Source organism: Sphaerisporangium sp. NPDC005289, assembly GCF_040607455.1.
GTDB classification, from domain to species: domain Bacteria; phylum Actinomycetota; class Actinomycetes; order Streptosporangiales; family Streptosporangiaceae; genus Sphaerisporangium; species Sphaerisporangium rhizosphaerae.
The window spans coordinates 18656-42771 of the sequence record NZ_JBEXGS010000036.1 but is presented as its reverse complement, the minus strand read 5'-3'; the positions used below and the strand labels follow the sequence as shown (position 1 = coordinate 42771).

21 protein-coding genes are annotated in these 24116 nt (G+C 71.3%); 15 read left to right on the top strand and 6 right to left on the bottom strand.

The annotated features are described in order from the left end of the window. Positions 1-9: 9 nt before the first annotated feature. A complete protein-coding gene (locus ABZT47_RS38115; RefSeq protein ID WP_354853074.1) occupies positions 10-984 on the bottom strand; it encodes an alpha-ketoacid dehydrogenase subunit beta in 975 nt (324 codons plus the stop codon). Then, entirely contained in the window at positions 981-2081 is a 1101-nt protein-coding gene (gene pdhA / locus ABZT47_RS38110; protein WP_354853072.1) for a pyruvate dehydrogenase (acetyl-transferring) E1 component subunit alpha, read from the bottom strand. Before pdhA ends, ABZT47_RS38115 begins: the two co-directional genes overlap by 4 nt. A 338-nt stretch (positions 2082-2419) precedes the next feature. Between pdhA and purS the strand changes: the two genes are divergently transcribed. The 8 genes from purS (at position 2420) to ABZT47_RS38070 (ending at position 12295) form a co-directional block, all read left to right on the top strand. Continuing rightward, a complete protein-coding gene (purS, locus tag ABZT47_RS38105) occupies positions 2420-2668 on the top strand; it encodes a phosphoribosylformylglycinamidine synthase subunit PurS (RefSeq protein WP_354853070.1) in 249 nt (82 codons plus the stop codon). Between the two features lie 169 nt (positions 2669-2837). Then, complete coding sequence (locus ABZT47_RS38100; protein ID WP_354853068.1) at positions 2838-3278, top strand: ATP-binding protein; 441 nt, start codon at positions 2838-2840, stop codon at positions 3276-3278. Positions 3279-3437: 159 nt separating this feature from the next. Beyond that, on the top strand, positions 3438-3782 hold the full coding sequence (locus tag ABZT47_RS38095) for a hypothetical protein (protein WP_354853066.1): 345 nt from the start codon (positions 3438-3440) through the stop codon (positions 3780-3782). Between the two features lie 155 nt (positions 3783-3937). Next, a complete protein-coding gene (gene purQ / locus ABZT47_RS38090; protein WP_354853064.1) occupies positions 3938-4621 on the top strand; it encodes a phosphoribosylformylglycinamidine synthase subunit PurQ in 684 nt (227 codons plus the stop codon). 43 nt (positions 4622-4664) lie between these two features. Further along, the gene (purL, locus tag ABZT47_RS38085) at positions 4665-6920 is read left to right on the top strand and encodes a phosphoribosylformylglycinamidine synthase subunit PurL (RefSeq protein ID WP_354853062.1); all 2256 of its coding nucleotides are present in this window, start codon (positions 4665-4667) and stop codon (positions 6918-6920) included. A gap of 255 nt (positions 6921-7175) precedes the next feature. Further along, positions 7176-9965 (top strand): adenylate/guanylate cyclase domain-containing protein, encoded by a 2790-nt coding sequence (locus tag ABZT47_RS38080; RefSeq protein WP_354853060.1) that lies wholly within the window; start codon positions 7176-7178, stop codon positions 9963-9965. Positions 9966-10087: 122 nt separating this feature from the next. Next, positions 10088-10759, top strand: coding sequence for a Crp/Fnr family transcriptional regulator (locus ABZT47_RS38075; protein WP_354853059.1), 672 nt, complete (start codon positions 10088-10090; stop codon positions 10757-10759). A 51-nt stretch (positions 10760-10810) separates the two neighbouring features. Next, positions 10811-12295, top strand: coding sequence for an MFS transporter (locus ABZT47_RS38070; protein WP_354853057.1), 1485 nt, complete (start codon positions 10811-10813; stop codon positions 12293-12295). On the opposite strand, the gene ABZT47_RS38065 is transcribed toward ABZT47_RS38070, so the two are convergent. Continuing rightward, positions 12292-12957, bottom strand: a complete 666-nt coding sequence (locus ABZT47_RS38065) for a TetR family transcriptional regulator (RefSeq protein ID WP_354853055.1) — start codon at positions 12955-12957, stop codon at positions 12292-12294. The genes ABZT47_RS38070 and ABZT47_RS38065 overlap by 4 nt on opposite strands. 77 nt (positions 12958-13034) lie before the next feature. Here ABZT47_RS38065 and ABZT47_RS38060 point away from each other — a divergent pair, with 77 nt between their 5' ends. The 4 genes from ABZT47_RS38060 (at position 13035) to ABZT47_RS38045 (ending at position 17771) form a co-directional block, all read left to right on the top strand. Further along, positions 13035-14492, top strand: coding sequence for an MFS transporter (locus ABZT47_RS38060; RefSeq protein WP_354853053.1), 1458 nt, complete (start codon positions 13035-13037; stop codon positions 14490-14492). Between the two features lie 218 nt (positions 14493-14710). Continuing rightward, entirely contained in the window at positions 14711-15790 is a 1080-nt protein-coding gene (locus ABZT47_RS38055) for a L,D-transpeptidase (RefSeq protein ID WP_354853051.1), read from the top strand. Between the two features lie 147 nt (positions 15791-15937). After that, on the top strand, positions 15938-17242 hold the full coding sequence (locus ABZT47_RS38050) for an endo-1,4-beta-xylanase (RefSeq protein WP_354853049.1): 1305 nt from the start codon (positions 15938-15940) through the stop codon (positions 17240-17242). Between the two features lie 88 nt (positions 17243-17330). Then, complete coding sequence (locus ABZT47_RS38045; RefSeq protein ID WP_354853047.1) at positions 17331-17771, top strand: sterol carrier family protein; 441 nt, start codon at positions 17331-17333, stop codon at positions 17769-17771. A 60-nt stretch (positions 17772-17831) separates the two neighbouring features. Here ABZT47_RS38045 and ABZT47_RS38040 read toward each other — a convergent pair whose 3' ends face one another. Then, positions 17832-18407 carry a DUF4190 domain-containing protein gene (locus ABZT47_RS38040; RefSeq protein ID WP_354853045.1) on the bottom strand — a complete coding sequence of 192 codons (576 nt, stop codon included), beginning with the start codon at positions 18405-18407 and terminating at the stop codon, positions 17832-17834. 199 nt (positions 18408-18606) lie between these two features. On the opposite strand from ABZT47_RS38040, the gene purF reads away from it, so the two are divergent. Next, positions 18607-20043, top strand: coding sequence for an amidophosphoribosyltransferase (purF, locus tag ABZT47_RS38035; protein ID WP_354853043.1), 1437 nt, complete (start codon positions 18607-18609; stop codon positions 20041-20043). 88 nt (positions 20044-20131) lie between these two features. Further along, the gene (gene purM, locus ABZT47_RS38030; protein ID WP_354853041.1) at positions 20132-21160 is read left to right on the top strand and encodes a phosphoribosylformylglycinamidine cyclo-ligase; all 1029 of its coding nucleotides are present in this window, start codon (positions 20132-20134) and stop codon (positions 21158-21160) included. 234 nt (positions 21161-21394) lie between these two features. Here purM and ABZT47_RS38025 read toward each other — a convergent pair whose 3' ends face one another. Together ABZT47_RS38025 and ABZT47_RS38020 are read right to left on the bottom strand one after the other, a co-directional pair. After that, positions 21395-21619 carry a DUF3073 domain-containing protein gene (locus ABZT47_RS38025; RefSeq protein ID WP_354853039.1) on the bottom strand — a complete coding sequence of 75 codons (225 nt, stop codon included), beginning with the start codon at positions 21617-21619 and terminating at the stop codon, positions 21395-21397. A 150-nt stretch (positions 21620-21769) separates the two neighbouring features. Beyond that, positions 21770-22876 (bottom strand): Glu/Leu/Phe/Val dehydrogenase dimerization domain-containing protein, encoded by a 1107-nt coding sequence (locus ABZT47_RS38020; RefSeq protein ID WP_354853037.1) that lies wholly within the window; start codon positions 22874-22876, stop codon positions 21770-21772. Positions 22877-23070: 194 nt separating this feature from the next. Here ABZT47_RS38020 and ABZT47_RS38015 point away from each other — a divergent pair, with 194 nt between their 5' ends. Further along, positions 23071-23949 (top strand): hypothetical protein, encoded by an 879-nt coding sequence (locus tag ABZT47_RS38015; RefSeq protein ID WP_354853035.1) that lies wholly within the window; start codon positions 23071-23073, stop codon positions 23947-23949. The last annotated feature ends 167 nt before the right edge of the window (positions 23950-24116 follow it).

Here is a 24116-nt window from a genome sequence, read left to right as displayed (position 1 = left end):
AGGCCCCTCCTAGAAGGCGAAGGTACGGTCGACGGCGTCCAGCACCCGGTCCAGGTCGGGCAGGTAGTCGTCCTCGAGCCGGGAAGGCGGGTAGGGCGTGGAGAAGCCGCCGACACGCAGCACGGGCGCCTCCAGGTTGTAGAAGCACGCCTCGGTCACCCGCGCGGCCAGCTCGGCGCCGAGGCCGGAGAAGATGGGCGCCTCGTGGGCGACCACGCACCGGCCGGTGCGCCGCACCGAATCGAAGATCATGCCGGTGTCCAGGGGATTGAGCGAGCGCAGGTCTATGACCTCCAGCGAGCGGCCCTCCTCCTCGACGGCCGCGGCGGCCTCCAGGCAGGTCTTGAGCATCGGGCCGTAGGCCAGCACGGTCACGTCGGTGCCCGGGCGCACGATCTGGGCGCGGTCGAAGGGCATGGGGTCGGCGCCCCGGTCGACCTCGGCCTTGTCCCAGTAGCGGCGCTTGGGCTCGAAGAAGATGACCGGGTCGTCGCACCGGATGGCCTGCTGGATCATGTGGTAGCCGTCCACGGGGTTGGAGCACGCCACCACGCGCAGGCCACCAGTGTGCGTGAAGTACGCCTCGGGCGACTCGCTGTGGTGCTCCACGGCGCCGATGCCGCCGCCGCAGGGGATGCGCACGACGACCGGCAGCTTGATCTTGCCGAGCGAGCGCAGCGGCATCTTGGCCAGCTGGGTGATGATCTGGTCGGCGGCCGGGAACACGAACCCGTCGAACTGGATCTCGCACACCGGACGGTAGCCGCGCAGCGCGAGGCCGATGGCGGTGCCGATGATGCCGGACTCGGCGAGCGGGGTGTCGATGACCCGGCTCTCGCCGAAGTCCTTCTGCAGGCCGTCGGTGACCCGGAAGACCCCGCCGAGCTTGCCGACGTCCTCGCCCATGATGAGGACCTTGGGGTCGTCCTCCATGGCGGTGCGCAGGCCCTCGTTGATCGCCTTGGCGAGCGTCAGCGTGGTCATCGCTCGCCTCCCTCGAAGCTCGCCAGGTACGCGGCGTACTGCTCGCGCTCCTCGGCCAGCAGTGCGTGCGGCTCTCTGTACACGTGCTCGAAGATCTCCAGCGGGTGCGGGTCGGGCATCTCCAGGCAGCGCTTGCGCACGTCCCGGCCGAGGTCGGCGGCCTCGGCGTCGATGGAGTCGAAGAAGTCCTGGTCGGCGAGCTGGTTCTTGAACAGGTACGCCTTGACGCGCTCGATCGGGTCCTTCAGCTTCCACGCCTCCAGCTCCCCCGCCACGCGGTAGCGCGTCGGGTCGTCGGAGGTGGTGTGGGCGCCCATGCGGTAGGTGAACGCCTCGATCAGCATCGGGCCCTGGCCCTCGCGGGCGTTCTTCAGGGCCTGCCGGGTGACGGCCAGGCAGGCGAAGACGTCGTTGCCGTCCACCCGGACGCCGGGGAAGCCGAACCCGCTGGCGCGGCGGTACAGGGGGATGCGCGACTGCTTCTCCAGCGGCTCGGAGATGGCCCACTGGTTGTTCTGGCAGAAGAAGACGACGGGGGCGTTGAACACCGACGCCCAGATGAACGACTCGTTGACGTCGCCCTGCGAGGTCGCGCCGTCGCCGAAGTAGACGATCGTGGCGGCGTCGGCGCCGTCGCGCTGGACGCCCATCGCGTAGCCGACGGCGTGGAGCGTCTGGCTGCCGATGACGATCGTGTAGAGGTGGAAGTTGTGCTCGGCGGGGTCCCAGCCTCCGTGGTTGACGCCGCGGAAGAGCCCGAGCAGGTTCACCGGGTCGACCCCGCGGCACCAGGCCACGCCGTGCTCACGGTAGGTCGGGAAGGCCATGTCGGTGTCGGTCAGCGCGCGCCCGGACCCGATCTGGGCGGCTTCCTGGCCGAGCAGTGAGGCCCAGATGCCGAGCTCGCCCTGCCGCTGGAGGGCGACGGCCTCCATGTCGACGCGTCGCACCAGCACCAGGTCGCGGTAGAGGCCGCGCACCTCCTCGGGCGTCAGGTCGATGTCATAGAGAGGATGCTCGACCCGCTCACCTTCCGGGGTGAGAAGCTGGACGAGCTCAGGGGGTGCGTCAGCACCACCAGAGGCGTCGAATGTCACGTGCCGCTCCTGTGCGTTCAGGGCCGTGCTGATGGGATCACCACCGCCGTTCGGCCAGTTGACACGCGTCCATACCTACTGGTGGCGGTACGTCCGCGTTTGGGGACATGGTGGCAGACACCACAGGCCCTTGCGCAAGACCAGCCACCCGTCTTCCACACTTCTCCCGTTCCCGGTGAACCCTGGCGCACACTCGTGCGGACCCCAGTGTGCAGGGAGGGGTACCCTTGGCGCGCCGCCGGGGCGGGGGCTGTGAGAGGGGGCCGCCACCGTTAGGCTGGTGCGCCGGACCAGGCCGGACCCGACCAGGGGGCCGGCGGCACGAACTGGAGGGACACGTGGCACGCGTCATCGTCGACGTCATGCTCAAGCCGGAGATCCTCGATCCGCAGGGGCAGGCGATCGCCCGGGCGCTCCCGCGGCTCGGCTTCTCCGGGGTCAGCGAAGTGCGGCAGGGCAAGAGGTTCGAGGTCGAGATCGACGGCCCGGCGGACGAGGCGGCGCTGGCCGAGGTCCGCAAGATGGCCGAAACCCTCCTCGCGAACACCGTCATCGAGGACTACTCTGTGCGGGTCGAGGCCGAATAGCAGCCTCTCCGCCGCGCCAAGGGGCCGCAAAGCACGCGAAACGGAAATTTGGTCAGATCAGAAAGCAAGCGTCTGACCAACACTAAATAACAACAGCGTGATTCTGCGGTTAGCCCTGATTCTCCGGGGAACCTCCCCAACGTGACTTTCGGCGCCGTGGAGGAGTCTGGTGGATATTGAGTTCTCGTTGGCCTTGCCGAGGGACGCCATGGGCATCCCGATGGTCCGGCGAGTACTGGGTGACACCCTTCGCTGCATCGGCGTCACCGAAGACTGCGTGTCGGACGTGCTGCTCGCGACCTCCGAGGCCTGCGCCAACGCCGTACGGCACGGCGGGCCCTCCAAGCGCTACGCGGTGACGGCCGCCATCGGCCACGGCCGCTGCGAGCTACGCGTCGCCGACAACGGGCTCGGACTCGGGGCCATCCCCCGGCAGTATCCGGCCGGAGACGCCGAGCACGGGCGCGGCATCCTGATCATGCAGTCGGTCGTCGACGAGATCACCTTCGACATCACCCCCGGCAACGGCACCACCGTCTTCCTCCGCAAGGAACTCGACTGGGACGAGGAGTGGCTGGCCACCCACGACCGGGCCCTCGCCTCCGTCTGACCTCCTTCGTTCCTCCTGTTGGCCTCGGCTTCACCGGCGGCATCGAGCGCCGGCGGTGAATCATGCGGAGAAACCGGCATGGCGGAAAGTCACCATGTGATTACCTTGAGCAGACACGCGTGAACGGCGATCGTCTGATCAAGAAGAAGGTCCTGGTCTGTGGTGAAGCGTAGAGGTCTGCGGCGCCTGTTCGGGCGCGGCCGCGGCGGGCGAACCGGCCGGCACGCCCTCGGGCGGCCGTACGTCGAGATCGAGCGCGCCGATCATGGTGATCCCGACCTGGCCGACCGTGCCGCCGCCGTCCTGTTGAACCGCATGGAGCGGTTCTGGACGGTCATGTACGGGCCGTGGAGCCGCCGGTTCTACGCGCTGGCGCTGTACCCGACCCCGGAGCCACTGGTGGTGGAGGCCCGCACCGCTCAGGACCTTCTCACCGCGATGCGTCACGCCGAGCGAGGATGGGCGCTCAACGGCCCGTCGGAGCCGATCGCAGCCCATCACTGATGGCGGGCCGGCGCTCCGCCCGGCCTCGCGGACGACCTGATGGTGCCCTGCGTCGGTCGCTCAGGGGCAGCAGGTAGCCTGTGGTGTACCGCCGCAGGCCGCCGTCGCTGAGTGAGACGCCGGCGCGGCGCTCTCATGTGGAGGGGTACGAGACCATGGGTGCTGCCCGTGTGGGCGTGGTCACTTTTCCCGGAACTCTGGACGACCAGGACGCTGCGCGCGCCGTCAGGCACGCGGGCGGGGAGGCGGTGCCGCTGTGGCACGCCGACCGGGACCTCAAGGGCGTGGACGCCGTCTTCCTGCCCGGCGGGTTCTCCTACGGTGACTACCTGCGCTGCGGGGCCATCTCCCGCTTCGCGCCGCTGATGGAGGAGCTGATCCCCGCGGCGCGGGCGGGGCTGCCGGTCCTCGGCACCTGCAACGGCTTCCAGATCCTGTGCGAGGCGCACCTGCTGCCCGGCGCGCTCACCCGCAACGAGGGCCTGCACTACATCTGCCGCGACCAGCGCGTCCGCGTGGAGAACGCCGCCACGGCCTGGACCGGCGACTACGCCTCCGGTCAGGAGATCCTGCTGCCGGTCAAACACGGCGAGGGCCGCTACGTCGCCGACTCCGCGACGATCGGCGCCCTGGAGGCCGGCGGCCAGGTCGTGTTCCGCTATCTCGGCGGCAACCCCAACGGCTCGATGAACGACATCGCCGGCATCAGCAACGAGGCGGGCAACATCGTCGGCCTCATGCCCCACCCGGAGCACGCCGTCGAGGACTTGACCGGCGCTCCCAGCGTCGACGGACGCGGCTTCTTCACCTCGATCCTGAAGAAGTTCGTGAACCTGTGAGGCGACGACCACGGCGTGCGCGGGTGACGCGCGAGGAGAACACATGATCGACTCTGTCAAGCGGGCCAACGAGACCCCCGACGAGCCGCAGCCCTACGCCGAGCTCGGCATGAAGGCCGAGGAGTACGAGCGCGTGCGCGCCATCCTCGGACGCCGGCCGACCTCCTCCGAGCTGGCCATCTACTCGGTCATGTGGAGCGAGCACTGCTCCTACAAGTCCTCCAAGGTGCACCTGCGCCAATTCGGCACCAAGGCCCCGGAGTCCGACGCGCTGCTGGTCGGCATGGGCGAGAACGCCGGCGTGGTGGACATCGGCGACGGCTGGGCGGCCACCTTCAAGATCGAGTCGCACAACCACCCGTCGTACGTCGAGCCGCACCAGGGCGCGGCCACCGGCGTCGGCGGCATCGTCCGCGACATCATGTCGATGGGCGCGCGGCCGGTCGCGGTCATGGACGCCCTGCGCTTCGGCGCCCTGGACGCCCCCGACACCCGGCGCGTGCTGCCGGGCGTCGTCGAGGGCGTCGGCTCCTACGGCAACTGCCTCGGCCTGCCCAACATCGGCGGCGAGCTGGCCTTCGACCCGTGCTACATCGGCAACCCGCTGGTCAACGCCCTGTGCGTCGGCCTGCTGCGCAAGGACCAGATCAAGCTGGCCACGGCGCCCGGGCCGGGCAACCAGGTCGTGCTGTTCGGCGCGCGCACCGGCCCCGACGGCATCGGCGGCGCGTCGGTGCTCGCCTCGGCCACCTTCGAGGACGAGTCGCACGCCAAGCGGCCCGCCGTCCAGGTCGGCGACCCGTTCATGGAGAAGCTCCTCATCGAGTGCTGCCTGGAGCTGTTCGAGGCCGACGTCGTCGTCGGCATCCAGGACCTCGGCGCCGCCGGGGTGTCCTGCGCCACGACCGAGCTGGCCGCCAAGGGCACCGGCGGCATGTCGGTGGACCTCGGCCTGGTGCCGCTGCGCGACCCCTCGCTCCTCCCCGAGGAGATCCTGATGAGCGAGTCGCAAGAGCGCATGATGGCCGTGGTGACCCCCGAGGACATCGACGCGTTCATGGCGATCTGCGCCAGGTGGGACGTCCCCGCCACGGTGATCGGCGAGGTGACCGACACCGGCAGGCTGGTGATGACCTGGAAGGACGAGGTCATCGTCGACATCCCGCCGGGCACCGCCGCCGACGACGGCCCGGTGTACGAGCGCCCGTTCCACGAGCCGGCGGGCCAGGCGGCGCTCAACGCCGACGACCCGGCGCGGCTGGAGCGTCCCGGCGACCTGCGGGCGACCCTGCTGACGCTGCTCGGCTCCTCCAACCTCGCCTCCAAAGAGTGGGTGACCTCCCAGTACGACCGCTACGTGCGGGGCAACACCGTGCTGGCCATGCCGGCCGACGCGGGCGTGCTGCGCATCGGCGAGGTCATGCCCGGCGCCGAGGAGACCGACCGCGGCATCGCCCTGGCCACCGACGGCAACGGCCGCTACGCCAAGCTCGACCCCTACGCAGGCGCCCAGCTCGCGCTGGCCGAGGCGTACCGCAACGTGGCGGTCACCGGGGCGCGCCCGCTCGCGGTCACCAACTGCCTGAACTTCGGCTCGCCGGAGGACCCCGAGGTGATGTGGCAGTTCGCCGAGGCCGTGCGCGGCCTCGCCGACGCCTGCAAGACCCTGGGTGTGCCGGTGACCGGCGGCAACGTCTCGTTCTACAACCAGACCGGTTCCACGCCGATCCACCCGACCCCGGTCGTGGGGGTGCTCGGCGTGCTGGACGACGTCCGCGCCCGCGTCCGTCACGGGTTCACCGCCCCCGACCTGAAGATCGTGCTGCTCGGCGACACCCGGGACGAGTTCGGCGGCTCCGAGTGGGCGCACGTCGCGCACGGTCACCTGGGCGGGCTGCCCCCGGCGGTCCACCTGGAGGCCGAGCGCGCCCTGGCCGGCGTCCTGGTCGAGGCCGCGGGACGCGGGCTGGTCGACGGCTCGCACGACGTGTCGGACGGCGGCCTGGCCATCGCGCTGGCCGAGGCGTGCATGGCCCGCGGTGTGGGAGCCGCCGTGCAGCTCCCCGGCGGCGACGCCTTCACCGATCTGTTCAGCGAGTCCACGGCACGGGTTCTGCTCGCGGTGCGGCCCGAGTCCTACGACGAGCTCGCCGGCCTGTGCGCCCGGCGCGAGGTGCCCGCGTACTGCCTGGGCACGACCGGCGGCTCGGCGCTCACCGTCGAGGGCGTCCTGTCGATCCCGGTGGAGGAGCTGCGCGCGGTCCACGAGGCGACGCTCCCGGCCGTGTTCTCCTCCTGACGAGCCGGTCACGGCAAGGCGGTGGATCCCCCACAGAAGATCCACCGCCTTGGTGAGCTGAACCGGTCACCCATTAACGGGACTAATGGCACCAGGCATCGCCAAAGTAACCGAAGTTTCGGTCATACCCCCCAAAGCCGCAGCTCAGTTCCGTCTCGATATACCTCCGGCTGAACCCTTCGTTCGCCCACAACGTGGACTGACGGGATAATCGGCACGTTCGGGGGGACTCGACTGGCTGATGCGGAGGCAACCGTGCCGTCGAATGATCACACACGCGCGACCACCGACTCCGAGGCGGAGGCGGACACCGTGCCCCGCCACGACGTGACGCCGACCGGGGGTGCGGCCTCGGAGCAGGCCGAAGGGCACGCGGAGGGGCGGCCGGAAGGGCAGGCCGAGATACAGGCCGACGGGCAGGCCGACGGGCAGGCGGAGGTGCGGCCCGACGGGCGGCTCGCCGCGGGAAAGACCGCGGGGAAGTCCTCCGGCGAGGGCGCCGGCGATACCGGCGGCGCTGCGGCTCCGGCGGCCGGGACGGGCCCGGACGACCCGGGCACGGGTGACGCGGCGAAGACGGTGCAGTTCAAGAGGGTCGTCCCGGCGAAGACCCCGATGCCTCGCACCTCCACGGTGAGCCGGCCGTCCCGGACGCCCGCCGGCGCCTCCGGCACGAGCACCGCCGAGAAGGACGCGGCCCCCGTCCCGGAAAGCGCCTCTGTCCCGGAAAGCGCCCCCGTCCCGGAAAGCGCCCCCGTCCCGGAAAGCGCCCCTGTCACGGAAAGCGCGACCCCCGGCGCGGAGAGCGCGATCTCCGTCCCAGAGAGCGGGACCGCCGTCCCGGAGAGCGGGACCGCCGGCATGAAGGCCTGGACCGCTGATGCGGGGGCCGAAGGCGCCTGGGGGGACGTCCCGGGGGCCGCTGCAGAAAACGCGGGCGCCCGCGCGGACGACGGGCCTGCCGGTGCGGAGGACCGCACGGCCATCGCCGGGAGCGAGGCCGCCGGCGGGGAGGACGGGCTCGCGTTCTCGCCCTATCTGCCGCCCGCCACGCACCCGGTGCGCGGCATCGTGTGGGCCATGCACCTGGCCGTGCCGCTGCTCGGCCTGTGGCTGCTGCTCGCCTTCCCCGCCCGGCTCAACGCGCGCTGGGAGCATCCGCCGAGCCACTTCTGGCTGATCGTGCTGGTGGCCGGCGTCAACGTCGTGCTCGGCGCGATGATCAGCCAGGCCGCCACCCGGCACAAGGACGCCCGGCTGCTGCTGGTGTCGCTGGTCTTCCTGAGCAGCGCCGGCTTCTTCCTGCTCCACGGTCTGTCGACGCCGCGGATCATCTTGGAGACCGGCAGCTACGGCTTCGACATCGGGCAGCCGGTCGGGCTGATGGTGGCGTCGGTGCTGGCGTTCGCCTCCTCCCTGCCGCTCGGCGAACGCGCCGCCGCCGCCGTGCTGAGGAGCGGCGACCTGCTGCGGGCCGCCCTGGTGGTGGTCCTGGTGGTGTGGGGCGCGGCCTCGCTCATCGAGGGCCTGACCCCGCTCAGCGCGCCGCCGCCGCCCGGCGGGGCCACCATCGGCGCGTTCTCCTGGATCGGCGCCGGGCTGTTCGCCCTGTCGGCGGTGCAGATGTTCCGCATCCACCGCCGCAGGCCCTCGGCGATGCTCGTGAGCCTGATGACCGCGTACGCGCTGCTCAGCGAGGCGATGGTCGCCGGGTTCTTCCGGCCCAACTGGCTGCTGTCGTGGTGGGAGTGGCACCTGCTGCTGGTGGGCGCCTTCGCGTTCGTCGCCTACAGCTCCTACATCCAGTTCCGCCGCGAGGGCTCCAGCCAGGGCCTGTTCGACTCGGTGACGCTCGCGGCGACGATCCGCCGCATCCAGGGGCAGTACGACCAGGCGCTGGAGGAGCTCGTCGGCCACCTGCGGCGCATGGGCGAAAGCGGCACGGCGTCCCGGACGCCCGTCGCGCTGCGCCTGGCGGGCAAGTTCCGGCTGAACGAGGGCCAGGCGGCCGTGCTCGACCGCGCCGGACAGGCGCTCGCGGCCGAGCGCGAACTGTCGCTGCGCCTCGGCGCACTGGTCGACGTGGGACGGCAGGCGCGCGTCGGCCTGGGCGAGGACACCTTGCTCGCCGAGGCGCTGGGCCGCGTCCGCCAGGCCTACGGGGACGTGCGCATCGGCCTGGTGTCGCACGGCGCGATCACGCTGGGCGAGCGCGCGTACGGCGTGGACGAGTTCAAGGCCACCGAGACGATCAGCGGCGACGGCCGGGTCATCCACCCGCTCACCGTCAAGGGCGTGGTGGCCGGCGCGCTGGAGGTCCCCGTGGGGACCACGCGCCAGGACGAGGCGCTCGCCGCCACCCTGGCCAGTCAGCTCTCGATCGCGCTGGAGAACGCCCGCCTGTACCGCGAACTGGAGACGCTGTTCCGGCAGTACATGTCGCCGGACGTGGCGGCGTCCCTGCTCGCCGACCCCGACCAGGCGGCGCTCGGCGGCTCGCTGGTGGAGCTGACCGCGCTGTTCGCCGACCTGAAGGGCTTCACCTCCTTCTCCGAGCGGGTGGCGCCCGGCGAGATCGTGGAGATGCTGAACCGCTACCACGCCGCCGCGGTGCCCTGCGTCCTGCGGCACGGCGGAACCATCGTGCAGTTCGTGGGCGACGCGCTGCTCGCGCTGTTCAACGCCCCGGCGGCGCAGGCCGACCACGCCGCGCACGCCGCCCGCGCGGCTCTTGAGATGCAGGCCGCCGCCGAGGAGATCGCCGCGGGCAACCCCGGCTATCCGCGGTTCCGCATCGGCATCAACACCGGCCTGGCGCTGGTGGGCAACATCGGCAGCCCCGAGTTGCGCGGGTTCAACGCGATGGGAGACGCGGTGAACGTGGCGGCGCGACTGGAGGGGATGGCCGAGCCGGGGACGGTGGTCATCGGGGCCACGACCCGTGAGCAGATCGGCGCGGGCGCCGAGGTACGGTCGTTGGGCGAGCTGAGCCTCAAGGGCAAGGAGCAGAGCGTCGAGGCGTTCGTCCTGTCCTCGCTCGACTGACCACCGTGTGCCGCGAGACGGTAGAAGTACGCGAACCGCGGGCCCCGCACCGGGAAAACGACCGTGACCGCACCGGAGGGGCGCGGCATGATTCGAGCGTTGCCCCTCACCCTGGAGGAACGATGACGTCCACGCCGACCGAGCCTGGAGAGTTCCTGTCCCTGCTCACCAAGGAGGAGGCCGACGACCTGTGCGCCGCCGGCCGCAAGAGGCGGTGGGACCGCGGCACGACCGTCATGAGCGAGGGTGACACCTCCGACTGGGCGCTCGTGCTGACCTCCGGACGGGTCAAGGTGTCCTCCTACACCGCGGGGGGCACCGAGGTCGTGCTGGCCATCCGCGGCCCTGGAGCGCTGCTGGGAGACATGTCGGTCATCAGCGGTGAGCCGCGCTCGGGCACGGTGACCGCGCTGGAGCCCGTCGAAGGCGTCGTCGTCCGCGACTTCTCCGGCTTCCTGAACGACCACGGCCGGGTGGCGGTGCTGCTGCTGCAGATGGTCGTGGGCCGGCTGCGCGACTCCGACCGCAAGCGGGTCGAGTACGGCGCGTTCGACACCACCGGCCGGGTGGCCACCCGGCTCGTGGAGCTGGCCGAGCGGTTCGGCGAGCCCGATAACGGCGGCGTGCGGGTCGCCCTGCCGCTGTCGCAGGACGAGCTGGCCGGCTGGACCGGCGCCTCCCGCGAGGCGGTCAGCAAGGCGCTGCGCTCGCTGCGCGACCGCGGCCTGATCGAGACGGGCCGGCGCCGCGTGGTCATCTACGACCTCGAAGGCCTCCGCAAACGCGCCCGTTGAGGGGGATTAATGGGTTAATCCGGACGTACGGCGTACGTCAGACTGGGGGGCATGGTCGCCCACCCGCTTGATCGGACCGCGGACCTGCTTCCCGGCACCCCTGAGTACGCGCGCAGGCTCCGTTACGCGTGGCGGGTCTGCTCGGTGACCAGCCTCGGGCTGGCCCTCATCGGCGTCAACGCCAGCACCCTGAACGTGGCCCTGCCCGCGGTGGTGCGGCACTTCGAGGCCGGGGCGTTCGCCTCCTCCTGGATCCTGCTGTCGTACCTGCTGGTCAGCACCGCCACGCTGGTCTTCTTCGGCCGGGTGGCCGACCTGCTCGGGCGGCGCGAGGTCTACCTGGTCGGGTTCGCGCTGTTCACCCTGTGCTCGTTGCTGGCCGGGCTGTCGCCGAACGTCGGCTTCCTGATCGCCATGCGGGGGCTCCAGGCGCTCGGCGCGGCGATGATCCTCGCCAACGGCACGGTGATCATCACCGACGCCTTCCCGCCCGACCGGCTCAGCCAGGGCATGGGCGTCTACATCGGGACCCTGTCGGTCGCCCAACTCGCCGGGCCCACCCTGGGCGGGCTGATCGCCGACACCGCCGGCTGGCAGTGGGTCTTCTGGGCGAACGTCCCGCCCGGGGTGATCGCGCTGGTCTGGGGGTGGGCGACGCTGCGCAGGGTGCCCACCGGCGCCCGCACGCCGGTGGACGCGGCCGGCAACCTCATCGTCTTCGCGGCCCTGTCGGCCGCCCTGATCGCCCTGTCGGAGGCCGGGTCGCGCGGACTGTCCAGCCCCGTCGTGCTGGTCGGCGGGCTGGTCTTCCTGGTCCTGGCGCCGCTGCTGGTCCTGGTCGAGCGGCGCGCGTCGCACCCGGTGCTGGACCTGCGGCTGTTCGGCGAGCGCATGCTGACCTTCGCCAACCTGGCCTCCTTCTGCACCGCCCTGTCGCGCTCGGCCCTGGTGCTGCTGGTCGCGCTGTACTTCCAGGCCGCCCGCGGCCTTGACGCCTTCACCGCGGCGCTCGCGGTGCTGCCCGTGCCGGTCGGCATGGCGGTCGCCTCGCCCATCGCGGGCGCCCTCGGCCGCCGGATCTCGCCCTACCTGCTGTCGGTCGGCGGCTGCGTGCTCAACTTCGCCGGGCTGGTGTGCCTGATGCTCTCGACCGGCGGCGCGAGCCCGTACTGGATCATCGCCATCGGCCTGTTCCTCGCCGGGGGCGGCAACGGGACCTTCCTCACCGGCAACACGACCCAGGTCATGAGGGCCCTGCCGCCGGGGAGCCTCGGCGTGGTGAACGGCTTCCGCTTGATGATCATGAACGTCGGCATCGTGCTCAGCGTGGCGACGACGCTGACCGTGCTGAGCAGCGCGCTGTCGCCCGAGCTGCGCGGCCTGGTCTACGCCGGCACCCTCTCGCGCCTGTCCCCGGTGGCGGTGGCGCAGCTGATGTCCGGCTTCCAGCGGACCTACCTGGTGCTCGCGTGCGTCGCGCTCGCCGGCGTCGTCACCGCCGCCTGCGCCCGCCCCCGGCGCCCGGCACTGCCCTAGGCCGCGCCGGGGCGCCGCGCGGCCATGGCCTCGACGCCGCGCAGGAGCAGGTCGACGCCGAAGCCGTAGTAGCCGTCGATGTCCGGCGGCTCGCTCAGCGTGCCGCCGTACTGGATCATGCGCGGGTAGCGGTCGCCGGGCATCGACTCCAGCTTGAGCCGGCGCAGCCGGCGCTCCTCGGCCTCTCTGGGCTCCCCGGTCCACAGCGGGCACCCCTTCACCAGGGCCGTCACGCCGTTGAGCAGGTAGGAGGAGACGGCGAACGCCTCGCGCGAGGTGAACCCCGCCTCCGCGAGCACGTCCAGCGTCGCCTCGGTCGCGCGGTTGAAGCTCTCGAGCTCGTGCTTGTCCTTCACCGCGCCGAGCAGGTCGGGCACGCACGGGTTGTCGCGCATCGCCCGCACGACGGCCTCGACGATCACGCGCAGGCGTCTCTGCCACGGGTCGCCGGGGGAGACGTCGGCGGTCACACCGGACAGGACGTGCTCGGCGAGCGCCGCCATCAGCTCTTCCTTGTTCTTGAAGTGCCAGTAGAGGGCCATCGGGGTGACCGCCAGCAGGCTCGCGAGCCGGCGGATCGTCACCGCGTCCACGCCCTCCTGGTCGGCGAGCGCCAATGCCTGCTCGACGACCGTCTCGCGGGTCAGTTTCTCCTGGGCCACTTGACAACTATACGACGTACAAGGTCTGCTGTACGACGTACATGTACGCCGTACAAGTACGTCGTAGAGGAGAAGCTGTGCAACGTCGTTGGTGGGCGCTGGTGGCGGTCTCGCTGGCCACCTTCATGACTTATTTGGACAACAACGTGGTGAACGTGGCGCTCCCCACCATCCAGAGGGAGCTGGGGCTGACCATCTCCGGGCTGGAGTGGATCGTCAGCGGATACATCCTGGTCTTCGCCGGGCTGCTCATGGCCGGGGGCCGGCTCGCGGACGTCTTCGGCCGGCGGCGGGTGTTCCTCGCCGGTGTGGCGCTGTTCACGCTGGCCTCGGCGGCGGCCGGCCTGTCCGGGGACGGGACCGCGCTCATCCTGAGCAGGGCCGCCCAGGGCGTCGGAGCGGCGCTGCTGGCCCCGTCGGCGCTGGCGCTGCTCTCGCTCACCTTCCCCGACGCCCGCGAACGCGGGATCGCGGTGGGCGTGTGGAGCGCGATCGGCGGCCTGGCCCTCGCGCTCGGCCCGGTGACCGGCGGGTTCGTCAGCGAGAACTGGCACTGGGGCTGGATCTTCCTGATCAACGTGCCCATCGGGGTCATCACCATGGCCCTCGCGGCCTGGTCCATCGGCCGGGCCGGCACGCCGGCGCGGCGCCGGCTGGACCTGCCGGGCCTCGCGACGTCGTCGGCCGCGCTGTTCGCGCTGACCTACGCGCTGATCGAGGGGGACGGCGAGGGATGGACCTCCGCCCCCATCCTGGGCGCCTTCGCGCTCGCCGCGGTGGCCGCCGCGACGTTCGTGCTGCTGGAGTCCCGCTCGCGCGAGCCCATGATGGACCTGTCGCTGTTCCGCGACCGGGTCTTCAGCGGCGGCACGCTGGCCATGGGCCTGTGGGCGTTCGGCGTCTTCGGCATCTACTTCTTCACCGCACTGTGGCTGCAGAACGTCCTGGGCTTCTCCCCCACTGAGGCGGGGGCGGCCTTCGTCCCCATGGCCCTGCTCATGGCGGCCCTCGCCACCGTCGCCCCGCGCATCGCCGCGCGCCTCGGGACGGCCGTCACCGTCGCCGCCGGGCTCGGCGCGATGGCCGTGGCGATCGCCGCGATGTCGACCATCGGCCGGCACGGGACCTACATGAGCCTGTTCCCCTGGCTGATGCTGTACGGGCTCGGGGCGGGGATGCTCGTCCCGCTCACCAGCGCCATCCTCGGCGCGCTGCCCGCCGAGCGCGCCGGCCTGGCCTCCGGCGTGCTGAACGTCTCCCGCGAGGTGTTCGGCCTGCTCGGGGTCACGGTGCTCGGGGCGGTCCTGAGCGCGCGGGCCAGCGCGAGCGCCGCCGCCGGCGCCGCGCCGCTGACGGCGTTCCTGGACGGGTACCGGCTCTCGCTCATCGTCGCGGCGGCGATCGTGGCGGTCGGGGTGCCGGTCAGCCTGGTGTCGCTGCGCACGCGGCGGGCGGACGCCGTTCCGGCCTCCGCCGGCGCCGCCCGCGAGCCCGCCGGGCCGGCCCCCGAGCCCGTCCCCGAGCCGGTGGCCTGACGGTCCGGGCGCCCCGGTCGCGAGGACGATCCGGCCTGCTCCGCCCGGCGTTTCGCGCGGCCGGACGGGGCGCCGGAACCGGCGGCCAAACGCCGACGCCACCCATCGTTACGTGATCGTGATTGGTCGTTGGCGCACATAACGCGCTTTCCGGGTGTCTCACATAAGAGACGCAATGGATGACATCCGGAGCGAAGCGCGTATATGAGGAGTAGAGAGTGAACCCCCTGAAGCGGACGGCCCCCGCGTTGCTGGCCATCGCCGCCCTGGTCACCGCGGCGGCCTGCTCGGCGGACGTGCGCACCGCACAACCCGCGCCGGGCAGGGGCACGACCGAGACCAGCGTCCATCCCCGGGCGACGGACGACCCGTCCCCCGCCGCGACGGGCGGCGCAGGCCAGGCCAGGGCCGCCGGCGCTTCCCTGCGGCGGTTGCAGGCGCAGCCCCTGCGCATCACCGACATCACCCCGATGGGCGAGAAGACCGAGAAGATCGGCGTCGGCTCCCCGATCATCGTGACCTTCGACAGGAACGTGAAGAACAAGGCGGCCGTCGAGACGGTGCTGCAGGTCCAGGCCGAGAAGCCCGTCGAGGGCGCCTGGCGCTGGGTCTCCGACCGCCAGGTGGTGTACCGCACCCGGACGTACTGGAAGCCGCACCAGAAGGTGCTCTTCAGCGCCCGCCTCTCGCAGATCGCCGGAAACCAGGCCGTCAAGGACGTCAGCCGCCGCTTCGCCATCGGCACCGCCAACGTCTCGGTGGTCGACACCAAGAAGCACGTGATGAAGGTGCGCCGCGACGGCAAAACGGTCAAGACCATCCCGATCAGCGCCGGGCGCGGCGGGCTGGTCAGGAACGGCGTGGACGTCTACCTCACCACCAGCGGCGTCCACCTGACCATGGGAAAGAAGCCCGTGGAGACGATGACGTCCGCCTGGATGGGCGTCACCGACCCCAAGGACCCGCTGTACTACAAGCTGGAGATCCCCTGGGCGGTGCGCATCTCCAGCAGCGGCGAGTACGTCCACCAGAGCGCGGGCGACTACCAGTTCCTCGGCAGGTCCAACCAGAGCCACGGCTGCGTGCGGGCCACCCCCGCGGGCGCCAGGTGGTTCTACGGCATCGCCCAGCGCGGCGACGTCGTCACCGTCACCGGCACCAAGCGCAAGCTCGACTGGCGCAACGGCTGGAGCTACTGGCAGCTCACCTGGACCCAGTGGAAGAAGGGCAGCGCCCTGCCGAACGGCGTGCCCACCCCCACCCCCACCCCCTCGGCCCCGCAGGACGAGATGAGCTGATCCGGGTGACCATGGCGGCGGCGGCCGCCGACGAGGTGCTTCTAGAGTGGGACCCGGGCGGGCCGGGACCGCGCCCGCGGCGACGGCCGCGGGACCCTGCCGCCCCGCCCGGCCACCATCCCTCCCGACCCCCTGGAGGACGTCCCCATGCCCTCGCACGCCGGACCGGCCCACCCCGCCGACCCCTCGATCACCGAGCACCGCACCGCCGACGCCACCCTCACGGTCACCGTGGACGGGTCCCCGCTGGCCGGCCAGGAGGTGGTCGTGGCGCAGCGCGGCCACAAGTTCCTGTTCGGATGCATCGGGTTCGACTTCATCCCGCTCGCCAACGGCGAGCTGTCCGCCGAGGAGCAGGCCGGCCCCGGCGGCGTCACCGGGTCGCTGGGCGAGGCCTCCGCCGCCCAGGCCGAGCACCTGGCCGAGCTGTGGTTCGACGTGTTCAACTTCGCCACGCTCCCGTTCTACTGGGGGCGCTTCGAGACCGTCCGGGGCCGTCCCGACACCGAGCGGCTGCGCAAGACGGCGCGGTGGTTCGCCGACCGCGGCGTCCCGGTCAAGGGCCACCCACTGGCCTGGCACACCGTGACGGCCGACTGGCTGATGGACCTGCCGAACGCCGAGATCGCCCGCGAACAGGCGGCGCGCATCCGGCGGGAGGTGGGCGGGTTCGCCGGCCTGGTCGACATGTGGGACGTCATCAACGAGGTCGTCATCATGCCGATCTTCGACAAGTACGACAACGGCATCACCCGCGTCTGCCGCGATATCGGCCGCATCCCCATGGTGCGCATGGTCTTCGACGCGGCGCGCGAGGCCAACCCGAACGCCACGCTGCTGCTCAACGACTTCGACATGTCCGCCGCCTACGAGTGCCTGATCGAGGGCGTGCTGGAGGCCGGCATCAAGATCGACGCGCTGGGCCTGCAGAGCCACATGCACCAGGGCTACTGGGGCGAGGAGAGGACCCTCGCCACCATCGACCGCTTCGCCCGCTACGGCCTGCCGATCCACTTCACCGAGACGACGCTGGTGTCGGGCCACATCATGCCCGCCGACATCGAGGACCTGAACGACTACCAGATCCCCGAGTGGCCCTCCACGCCCGAGGGCGAGGCCCGCCAGGCCGACGAGATCGTGCGCCACTACAAGACCCTCCTGTCCCACCCGTCGGTCGAGGCGATGACGTACTGGGGCATGTCGGACGGCGGCTGGCTGGGCGCGCCGGGTGGCTTCGTCCGGCTCGACGGCACCCGCAAGCCCTCCTACGACGCGCTGCACTCGCTGGTCAAGGGCGAGTGGTGGCTCCCGCCCACCACGATGGCCACCGACGACCAGGGCCGGGTGCGGTTCAACGGCTTCCTCGGCGAGTACGAGGTGACCGCGGCCGGCCGGACGGCGGCCTTCCGCCTTGACGCGCCCGGCGAGGCGGCGGCCGCCGTCGCCCTGTGACGGCCGCCTTGAGGACGCACGCCCGTCCCGCACGGGCAGGCCGCCTGTGCGGGACGATCCGGCGCCCGGAGCCGCCATGATGGAAGGCGTGGCCGCTCGCAAGGTAGACGTGGAGAAGGTGCGGGCCGCGCTCGACGCGCAGCTCGCCGAGCTCGGGGAGCATCCCTACGACGGGCCGGCGCAGGGCGCGCCCGACGCCGCCGTGCAGGTGGTGCTGCGGGTCTACGACCAGGGCCTGCGGCCCGAGCGCGACGTCGCGCGCCTGGCCGTCCGGCACCTGCTGGAGCGCCTGGCCGAGCGGGCCCCGGGCCGGACGGTCGAGGTGCGCGTGCCGCCGTACGCGGCGGTGCAGTGCGTGGCGGGCCCCCGGCACACCCGCGGCACCCCGCCCAACGTCGTCGAGACCGACCCGCTCACCTGGCTCGAACTGGCCACCGGCCGCGTCGCCTGGCACGAGGCCATGGACGCGGGCAGGATCAGCGCCAGCGGCGCCCGGGCCGACCTGTCAGAGCACCTGCCCCTGCCCTGAGCCCCGCGGGGCTCCCGCCGAGGCCCCCAGGGCTCACGCGGGTCACCAGGGCTCAACGGGTCACCGGGGGATCACTCGGACGGGTTCCACGTTCACGCCCAGCTTGCGCTCCACGCACTGCTGCACCTCCGTCTGCGTCGGCAGGTTGAAGCACTCGCTGAAGTTGCCGAGGAACCACAGAAAGCCGATGATCGCCAGCACGATCGTGAGCGCGCTCAGGACGATCCCGGCGATCGCGCGGCCCCGGTTGCTGTTCTTCGCCACCGCGACGATCCCGACGATCAGGCCGGCGATCGCCGTCAGCACACCCAGACCGCAGATGAGCAGCAGGAACAGGCTGATGATGCCGAGCACGAGCGCCGCCGTGCCGAGCCCGCCGCCTCCGGGCGGGCGCTCTCCGTAGGGACCCTGGTAGGGCGGCGTCCCGTACGGCGGCGTCCCTCCGGGCGGCGTCCCCGGAGGCGGTCCGCCGTACGGAGGCTGACCGCCGTACGGCGGCTGACCGCCGGTGGGCGGTCCACCCGGGTACGCCCCGCCGTGCTCACCGCCGTACGGAGGCTGTGCGCCTCCGGGCGGCGTGCCGCCCCGAGATTCGCCCCAGGGCTGGGAGGTGTTCGGGTCGCCAGGTGTCGTCACAGTGCGCTCTTTCGACCTGTATGGGCATGCCGGGTGCCCCCACTCTCCCCCGGCGCGGTGCGCCCGGTCCGGCCGACACGGCAAAATGCCGGAGATCTTTCCCCAAAGCACCACGCGAAGGCCCCATTCCGCACGGACGCCGCGCCTTGCCCGGACCCGGATTACCGGCAGCGGACAGGGCCAACTTAGACTGAAGCACGTGCTAAAAGGCGACGGCCGGCTCGGCCATGACCTTGACCCCCGTGACCGCGCGCCGCAAGACGCCTGTGGTGTCTTCGGCGTATGGGCTCCCGGGGAGGACGTCTCCAAACTCACCTACTACGGCTTGTACGCGTTGCAGCACCGCGGGCAGGAGTCCGCGGGCATCGCGGTGAGCGAGGGCAGCAGGATCCTCGTCTACAAGGACATGGGCCTGGTGGCCCAGGTCTTCGACGAGTCGGTCCTCGGCACCCTGCGCGGACACCTGGCGATCGGACACTGCCGCTACTCCACGACCGGTTCCAGCGTGTGGGAGAACGCCCAGCCGACGCTCAGCTCCACCGAAGGCGGCGGTCTCGCGCTCGCCCACAACGGCAACCTGATCAACACTCCCGATCTGGCCCTGCGGCTGCCGACCGGGGCGATCAGGGCCACCACCGACACCGAGGTGCTGACCACGCTGCTCGCGCACGACCGCTCCAAGTCCATCGAGGACGCCGCGGCCGAGCTGCTCCCGCAGGTCAAGGGCGCCTACTCCCTGGTCTTCATGGACGAGAAGACCCTGTACGCCGCCCGCGACCCGCAGGGGATCCGCCCGATGGTGCTCGGCCGCCTCGAACGCGGCTGGGTGGTGGCCTCCGAGACCGCCGCGCTCGACATCGTGGGCGCGAGCCTGGTCCGCGAGATCGAGCCGGGCGAGCTGCTCACCATCGACGAGCAGGGCGTGCGCTCGCGCCGGTTCGCGCTGGCCGAGCCCAAGGGCTGCCTGTTCGAGTACGTCTACCTGGCCCGTCCCGACACGACCATCGCCGGGCGCGGCGTGCAGGCCACCCGGGTCGAGGTGGGCCGCCGGCTCGCCAGGGAGCACCCGGTCGAGGCCGACCTGGTCATCCCGACCCCCGAGTCGGGCACCCCGGCCGCCATCGGGTACGCCGAAGAGAGCGGCATCCCCTACGGCCAGGGCCTGGTCAAGAACTCCTACGTCGGCCGCACCTTCATCCAGCCGTCGCAGACCATCCGCCAGCTCGGCATCCGGCTCAAGCTGAACCCGCTGCGCGAGGTCATCGCCGGCAAGCGCCTGGTGGTCGTGGACGACTCGATCGTGCGCGGCAACACCCAGCGGGCGATCGTCAAGATGCTGCGCGAGGCGGGCGCCACCGAGGTCCACGTGCGCATCTCCTCGCCGCCGGTGTCCTGGCCGTGCTTCTACGGCATCGACTTCGCCACCAAGGCCGAGCTGATCGCCGGGTCCAAGTCCGTGGAGGAGATCCGCGCGTCCCTGGGCGCCGACTCGCTGGGGTACATCTCCCTGGAGGGCCTCACCGAGGCCACGACGCTGCCGACCGAGCGGCTGTGCCGGGCGTGCTTCGACGGCAACTATCCGATCCCGATCGACCGCGACAACGTCGGCAAGTTCGTTCTCGAGGCCAAGGCGTGAGCGCGCGACGCGCCACCATGCCCGAAGCGCCCCCTGTGCTCCCAGTGTTCCGCGTGTCCCCGGTCCTGCCGACCGGTGAGGAGGTCCGGTGACCAGCTACGCCGCGGCGGGCGTCGACATCGAGGCGGGCGACCGCGCCGTCGAGCTGATGAAGTCCCGGGTCGCCCGGTCGCGACGGCCGGAGGTCGTGGACGACGCCAGCGGCTTCGCCGGGCTGTTCGACGTCTCGGCGCTGCTGCGGTTCAAGCGTCCGCTGCTGGCGACCTCGACCGACGGCGTGGGCACCAAGGTGATGATCGCCCAGGCGCTCGGCAAGCACGACACGATCGGCGTCGACCTGGTCGGCATGGTCGTGGACGACCTGGTGGTCTGCGGCGCCGAGCCGCTGTTCATGACCGACTACATCGCCTGCGGCAAGGTGGTCCCCGAGCGCATCGCCGACATCGTCGGCGGGGTGGCCGAGGGCTGCCGGCTGGCGGGGTGCGCGCTGGTGGGCGGCGAGACCGCCGAGCACCCCGGCGCGATGGGCCCGGACGAGTACGACCTGGCCGGGGCGGGCACCGGCGTCGTGGACGCCGACCGGCTCCTCGGCCCCGACCGCGTGCGGGCCGGCGACGTGGTGCTGGGCCTGGCCTCCTCGGGCGTCCACTCCAACGGCTACTCGTTGGTGCGGCACGTCCTGCGCACGTCCGGCCTGGATCTCGCCTCCTCGCCGCCGGAGCTCGGCCGCACGCTGGGCGAGGAGCTGCTGGAACCCACCCGCATCTACTCGCTGAACTGCCTCGCGCTCACCCGGGCCGTGGAGGTCCACGCCTTCGCCCACATCACCGGGGGCGGGCTGGCGGCGAACCTGGCCCGCTCGCTGCCCGCCGGGGTCGACGCCGTGCTCGACCGCTCGTCGTGGACGCCACAGCCGATCTTCGAGGTGATCGCCGGGTACGGCGGGGTGCCCCGCGAGGAGATGGACCGCACCTTCAACCTAGGCGTCGGCATGTGCGCGATCGTGCCCGCCGACGCGGCCGACCTCGCGCTGACCACCCTGCGCGACGCCGGCCAGGACGCCTGGGTGCTCGGCGAGATCGTCCAGGGCACCGGCTCGGCCCGCTTCACCGCCTGAGACGCCGGGACTCCGCGGCCGCCGGGCCACCGCCGGCGGCCGCCGGGCGGCATCGCGTGACGCGAGGTCACCAAGGCGATCATGGTTCTGACGTCACGTGGCGGCGAAAGGCTCGAACACGACGAAGAGCTCCTTGCCGCTTGCGGCGGCAAGGAGCTCATTTCGGTGCGCGAATGAGGCACTCGGCGAGCCACTGCTCGCCGGGTGCCCTGCCGGCGTCAACCCGAAAATCGCCTAACGGCGACGGGACCTGTCGTCCTCGTCATCGTCGTCGACGTCACCGGCGTAATCGGCGTACCGATCGGCCAGCTCATCATCGACGACGTCATCATCGTGTCGGTTGGAGTCGTGATTGACTCCGAGCTCCTCGCGAAGACGGTCAAGATCGGTGCCGCCGCTGTTGTACTTGAGCTGGCGTGCAACCTTCACCTGCTTGGCCTTGGCTCGGCCGCGCCCCATCGGCTCGACCCCCTCATGCGGGGTCGTGCCCGACCCCTCGTCGCTAACGCTCCACGCGCTGACGCCGCCTGACTTCCGGCCCCAGCTCTCGTTCGACTACAACCGTACCTGTTTTGCGCGCTGCTCGGTACGCCGTATGGGCGTCCGCGGTCAGCGGCCCAGCCAAATACCCCTAAGCCGACCGACTTCCGACATTCTGCGCTCGGCCAGCCTATCGGCCGCGGCCGCCGGAGGTACCCCTTCCTCCTCAGCGATCGAAAAGATCTTCAACGTCGTATCGAAGATCTGCGTCGCCTTTACCCGGGCGCGGTCCATGTTGAACCCCTCGATCTCGTCGGCCACCTGGATCACGCCGCCGGAGTTCACGACGTAGTCCGGAGCGTAAAGGACTCCCCGCTCCGCGAGCTGCTTCTCCACGCCGGGATGCGCGAGCTGGTTGTTGGCCCCGCCGCACACGATCTTGGCGCGCAGCCCGGCGACGGTGTCGTCGTCCAGGGCCGCGCCGAGCGCGCACGGGGAGTACACGTCGATGTCGGCGAGCCTCATCGCGGCGGCGTCGGCCACCACCTCGACCTGGGGGTGACGGGCGAGGACCCGCTCGACGGCGTGCTCGCTGACGTCGCAGACCACGACCTCGGCGCCGTCCTCCAGCAGGTGCTCCACCAGCCGGTGGCCGACCTTGCCGACCCCCTCGACGCCCACGCGCCTGCCGCGCAGGGTGGAGGCTCCGTAGACGTACTGGGCGGCGGCGCGCATGCCCTGGAAGACGCCGTACGCCGTCAGGATCGAGGAGTCGCCCGCGCCGCCGTGGGCGACGGTGCGCCCGGTGACGAAGCCGGACTCCCTGGCGACGATGTCCATGTCCTCGCTGTAGGTGCCCACGTCGCAGGCGGTGTAGTAGCGCCCGCCGAGCGACTGGATGAAGCGCCCGTAGGCCCGCAGCAACTGCTCGCTCTTGTCCCTGGCCGGATCGCCGATGATCACGGCCTTGGCCCCGCCGAGGTCGAGCCCCGCCAGGGCGTTCTTGTACGCCATCGCCCGCGAGAGGTTGAGCACGTCGGCGAGGGCCGCCTGCTCGCTCTCGTACGGGTAGAACCGCGTGCCCCCGAGCCCGGGGCCCAGCGCGGTGCTGTAGATGGCGATGATGGCGTGCAGGCCGCTGCGGTCGTCGGAGCAGAAGACGACCTGCTCGTGTCGCGGCGCCTGTCCGCTGGCTGGGCTCGGGTCCTTGTGGGACAGCCCGAAGACGTCGGTCACTTTGGTGACTCCCGGTCATTTCCGTCCGCCGCCTCATCGCGGCGGATCTGAGGAAACCACCCTATCCAGCCCGCCTCGAGGCTCACCATGATCGTCCACATCGCGACACGTCAGAGCCGCGGAGCGCACGCCACTCCCGCCGCGGCGGGGTTCTCACTCGCGTCCGCTCGCCGCTACGTGGCACCATTCGAGATGTGCTGCCCTACGCCGCCTATCTCCGCGTCTACGAGCCGTTGTCCGCGTTCACCGAACGCGAGCGCGCCTTCTGGGCGGCCTACGCCGACTCCAAGGACCGGCCGCGCCGCGCGTTCGCCCTTGAGGCCGAGCACGCGGAGGCCGTCCGGCGGCTGCTGGGCGTCTCGGCGCTGCCGGCGCCCGGCGGCGAGAGCCTGAACGCCTACCTGCGCCGCATCGAGGAGACGCTGTACGTCTGCCCGTGGCAGAGCAGGCTGCGCTCCTGGCTGGCCTTCGCCCGCTTCCGCGGCGCCACCCCGGTCAAGCTGGCCGACCGCTTCGTCCCCCGCGCCATCGCCGAGCAGACGGCCGACGACTTCGACCGCTACAAGCAGCAGGGCGGTTCCTCCTCGCTGAGGACGCACATCCGCACCAGCACCTGGCACATCCCCGCCCCGTGGTTCGTGCCGTTCGACTCGGCCGAGCGCTGGCTCGTCCTCGGCCGCCAGGAGGAGCCGGCCACCGAGCCGGCGGCGCCGACCACGACCGCCCCGGCGCGCAACCTGCTCTACGTCACCTCCATGGCCCAGGCCCGGCGCAGGGTCGCGCGGGCGCTGGTGGTCATCCGGCGGCACGTGGGCGAGGTGAGCACGCTCACCGAGGTGGAGGAGGTCGGGCGCTGGCTGGAGGAGTTCCATCCGCACTCGCTGGTGGAGCTCGACTACGGCGGCCTGGTGCACCTCATGGACGACGCCACGTTGCAGTCCGACCAGTCCGCCGCCGAGCTGGCGGCCGCACTCACCGGACTGGACACGGGTCAAGAAGAACTGGCCTTCGCCATGTATCAGCGCGTGATCGTGCGCTGGAAGTCAATACAAGCCCTCGAATCGGCGAACTGAACCGCAAATCATGCACGTGACCTGCAAAAGTAGGTAACGGGAGTCACCAGCTCGCTTCTGCGAACTGAGTAGTTTGCCGTTTTCACTGCGATACCACGAAACGTGTCGCTAGAATCACCGAGCGTGACATCAACCCGTGGACAAGGCGTTGTGCTTACAGGGCTCGC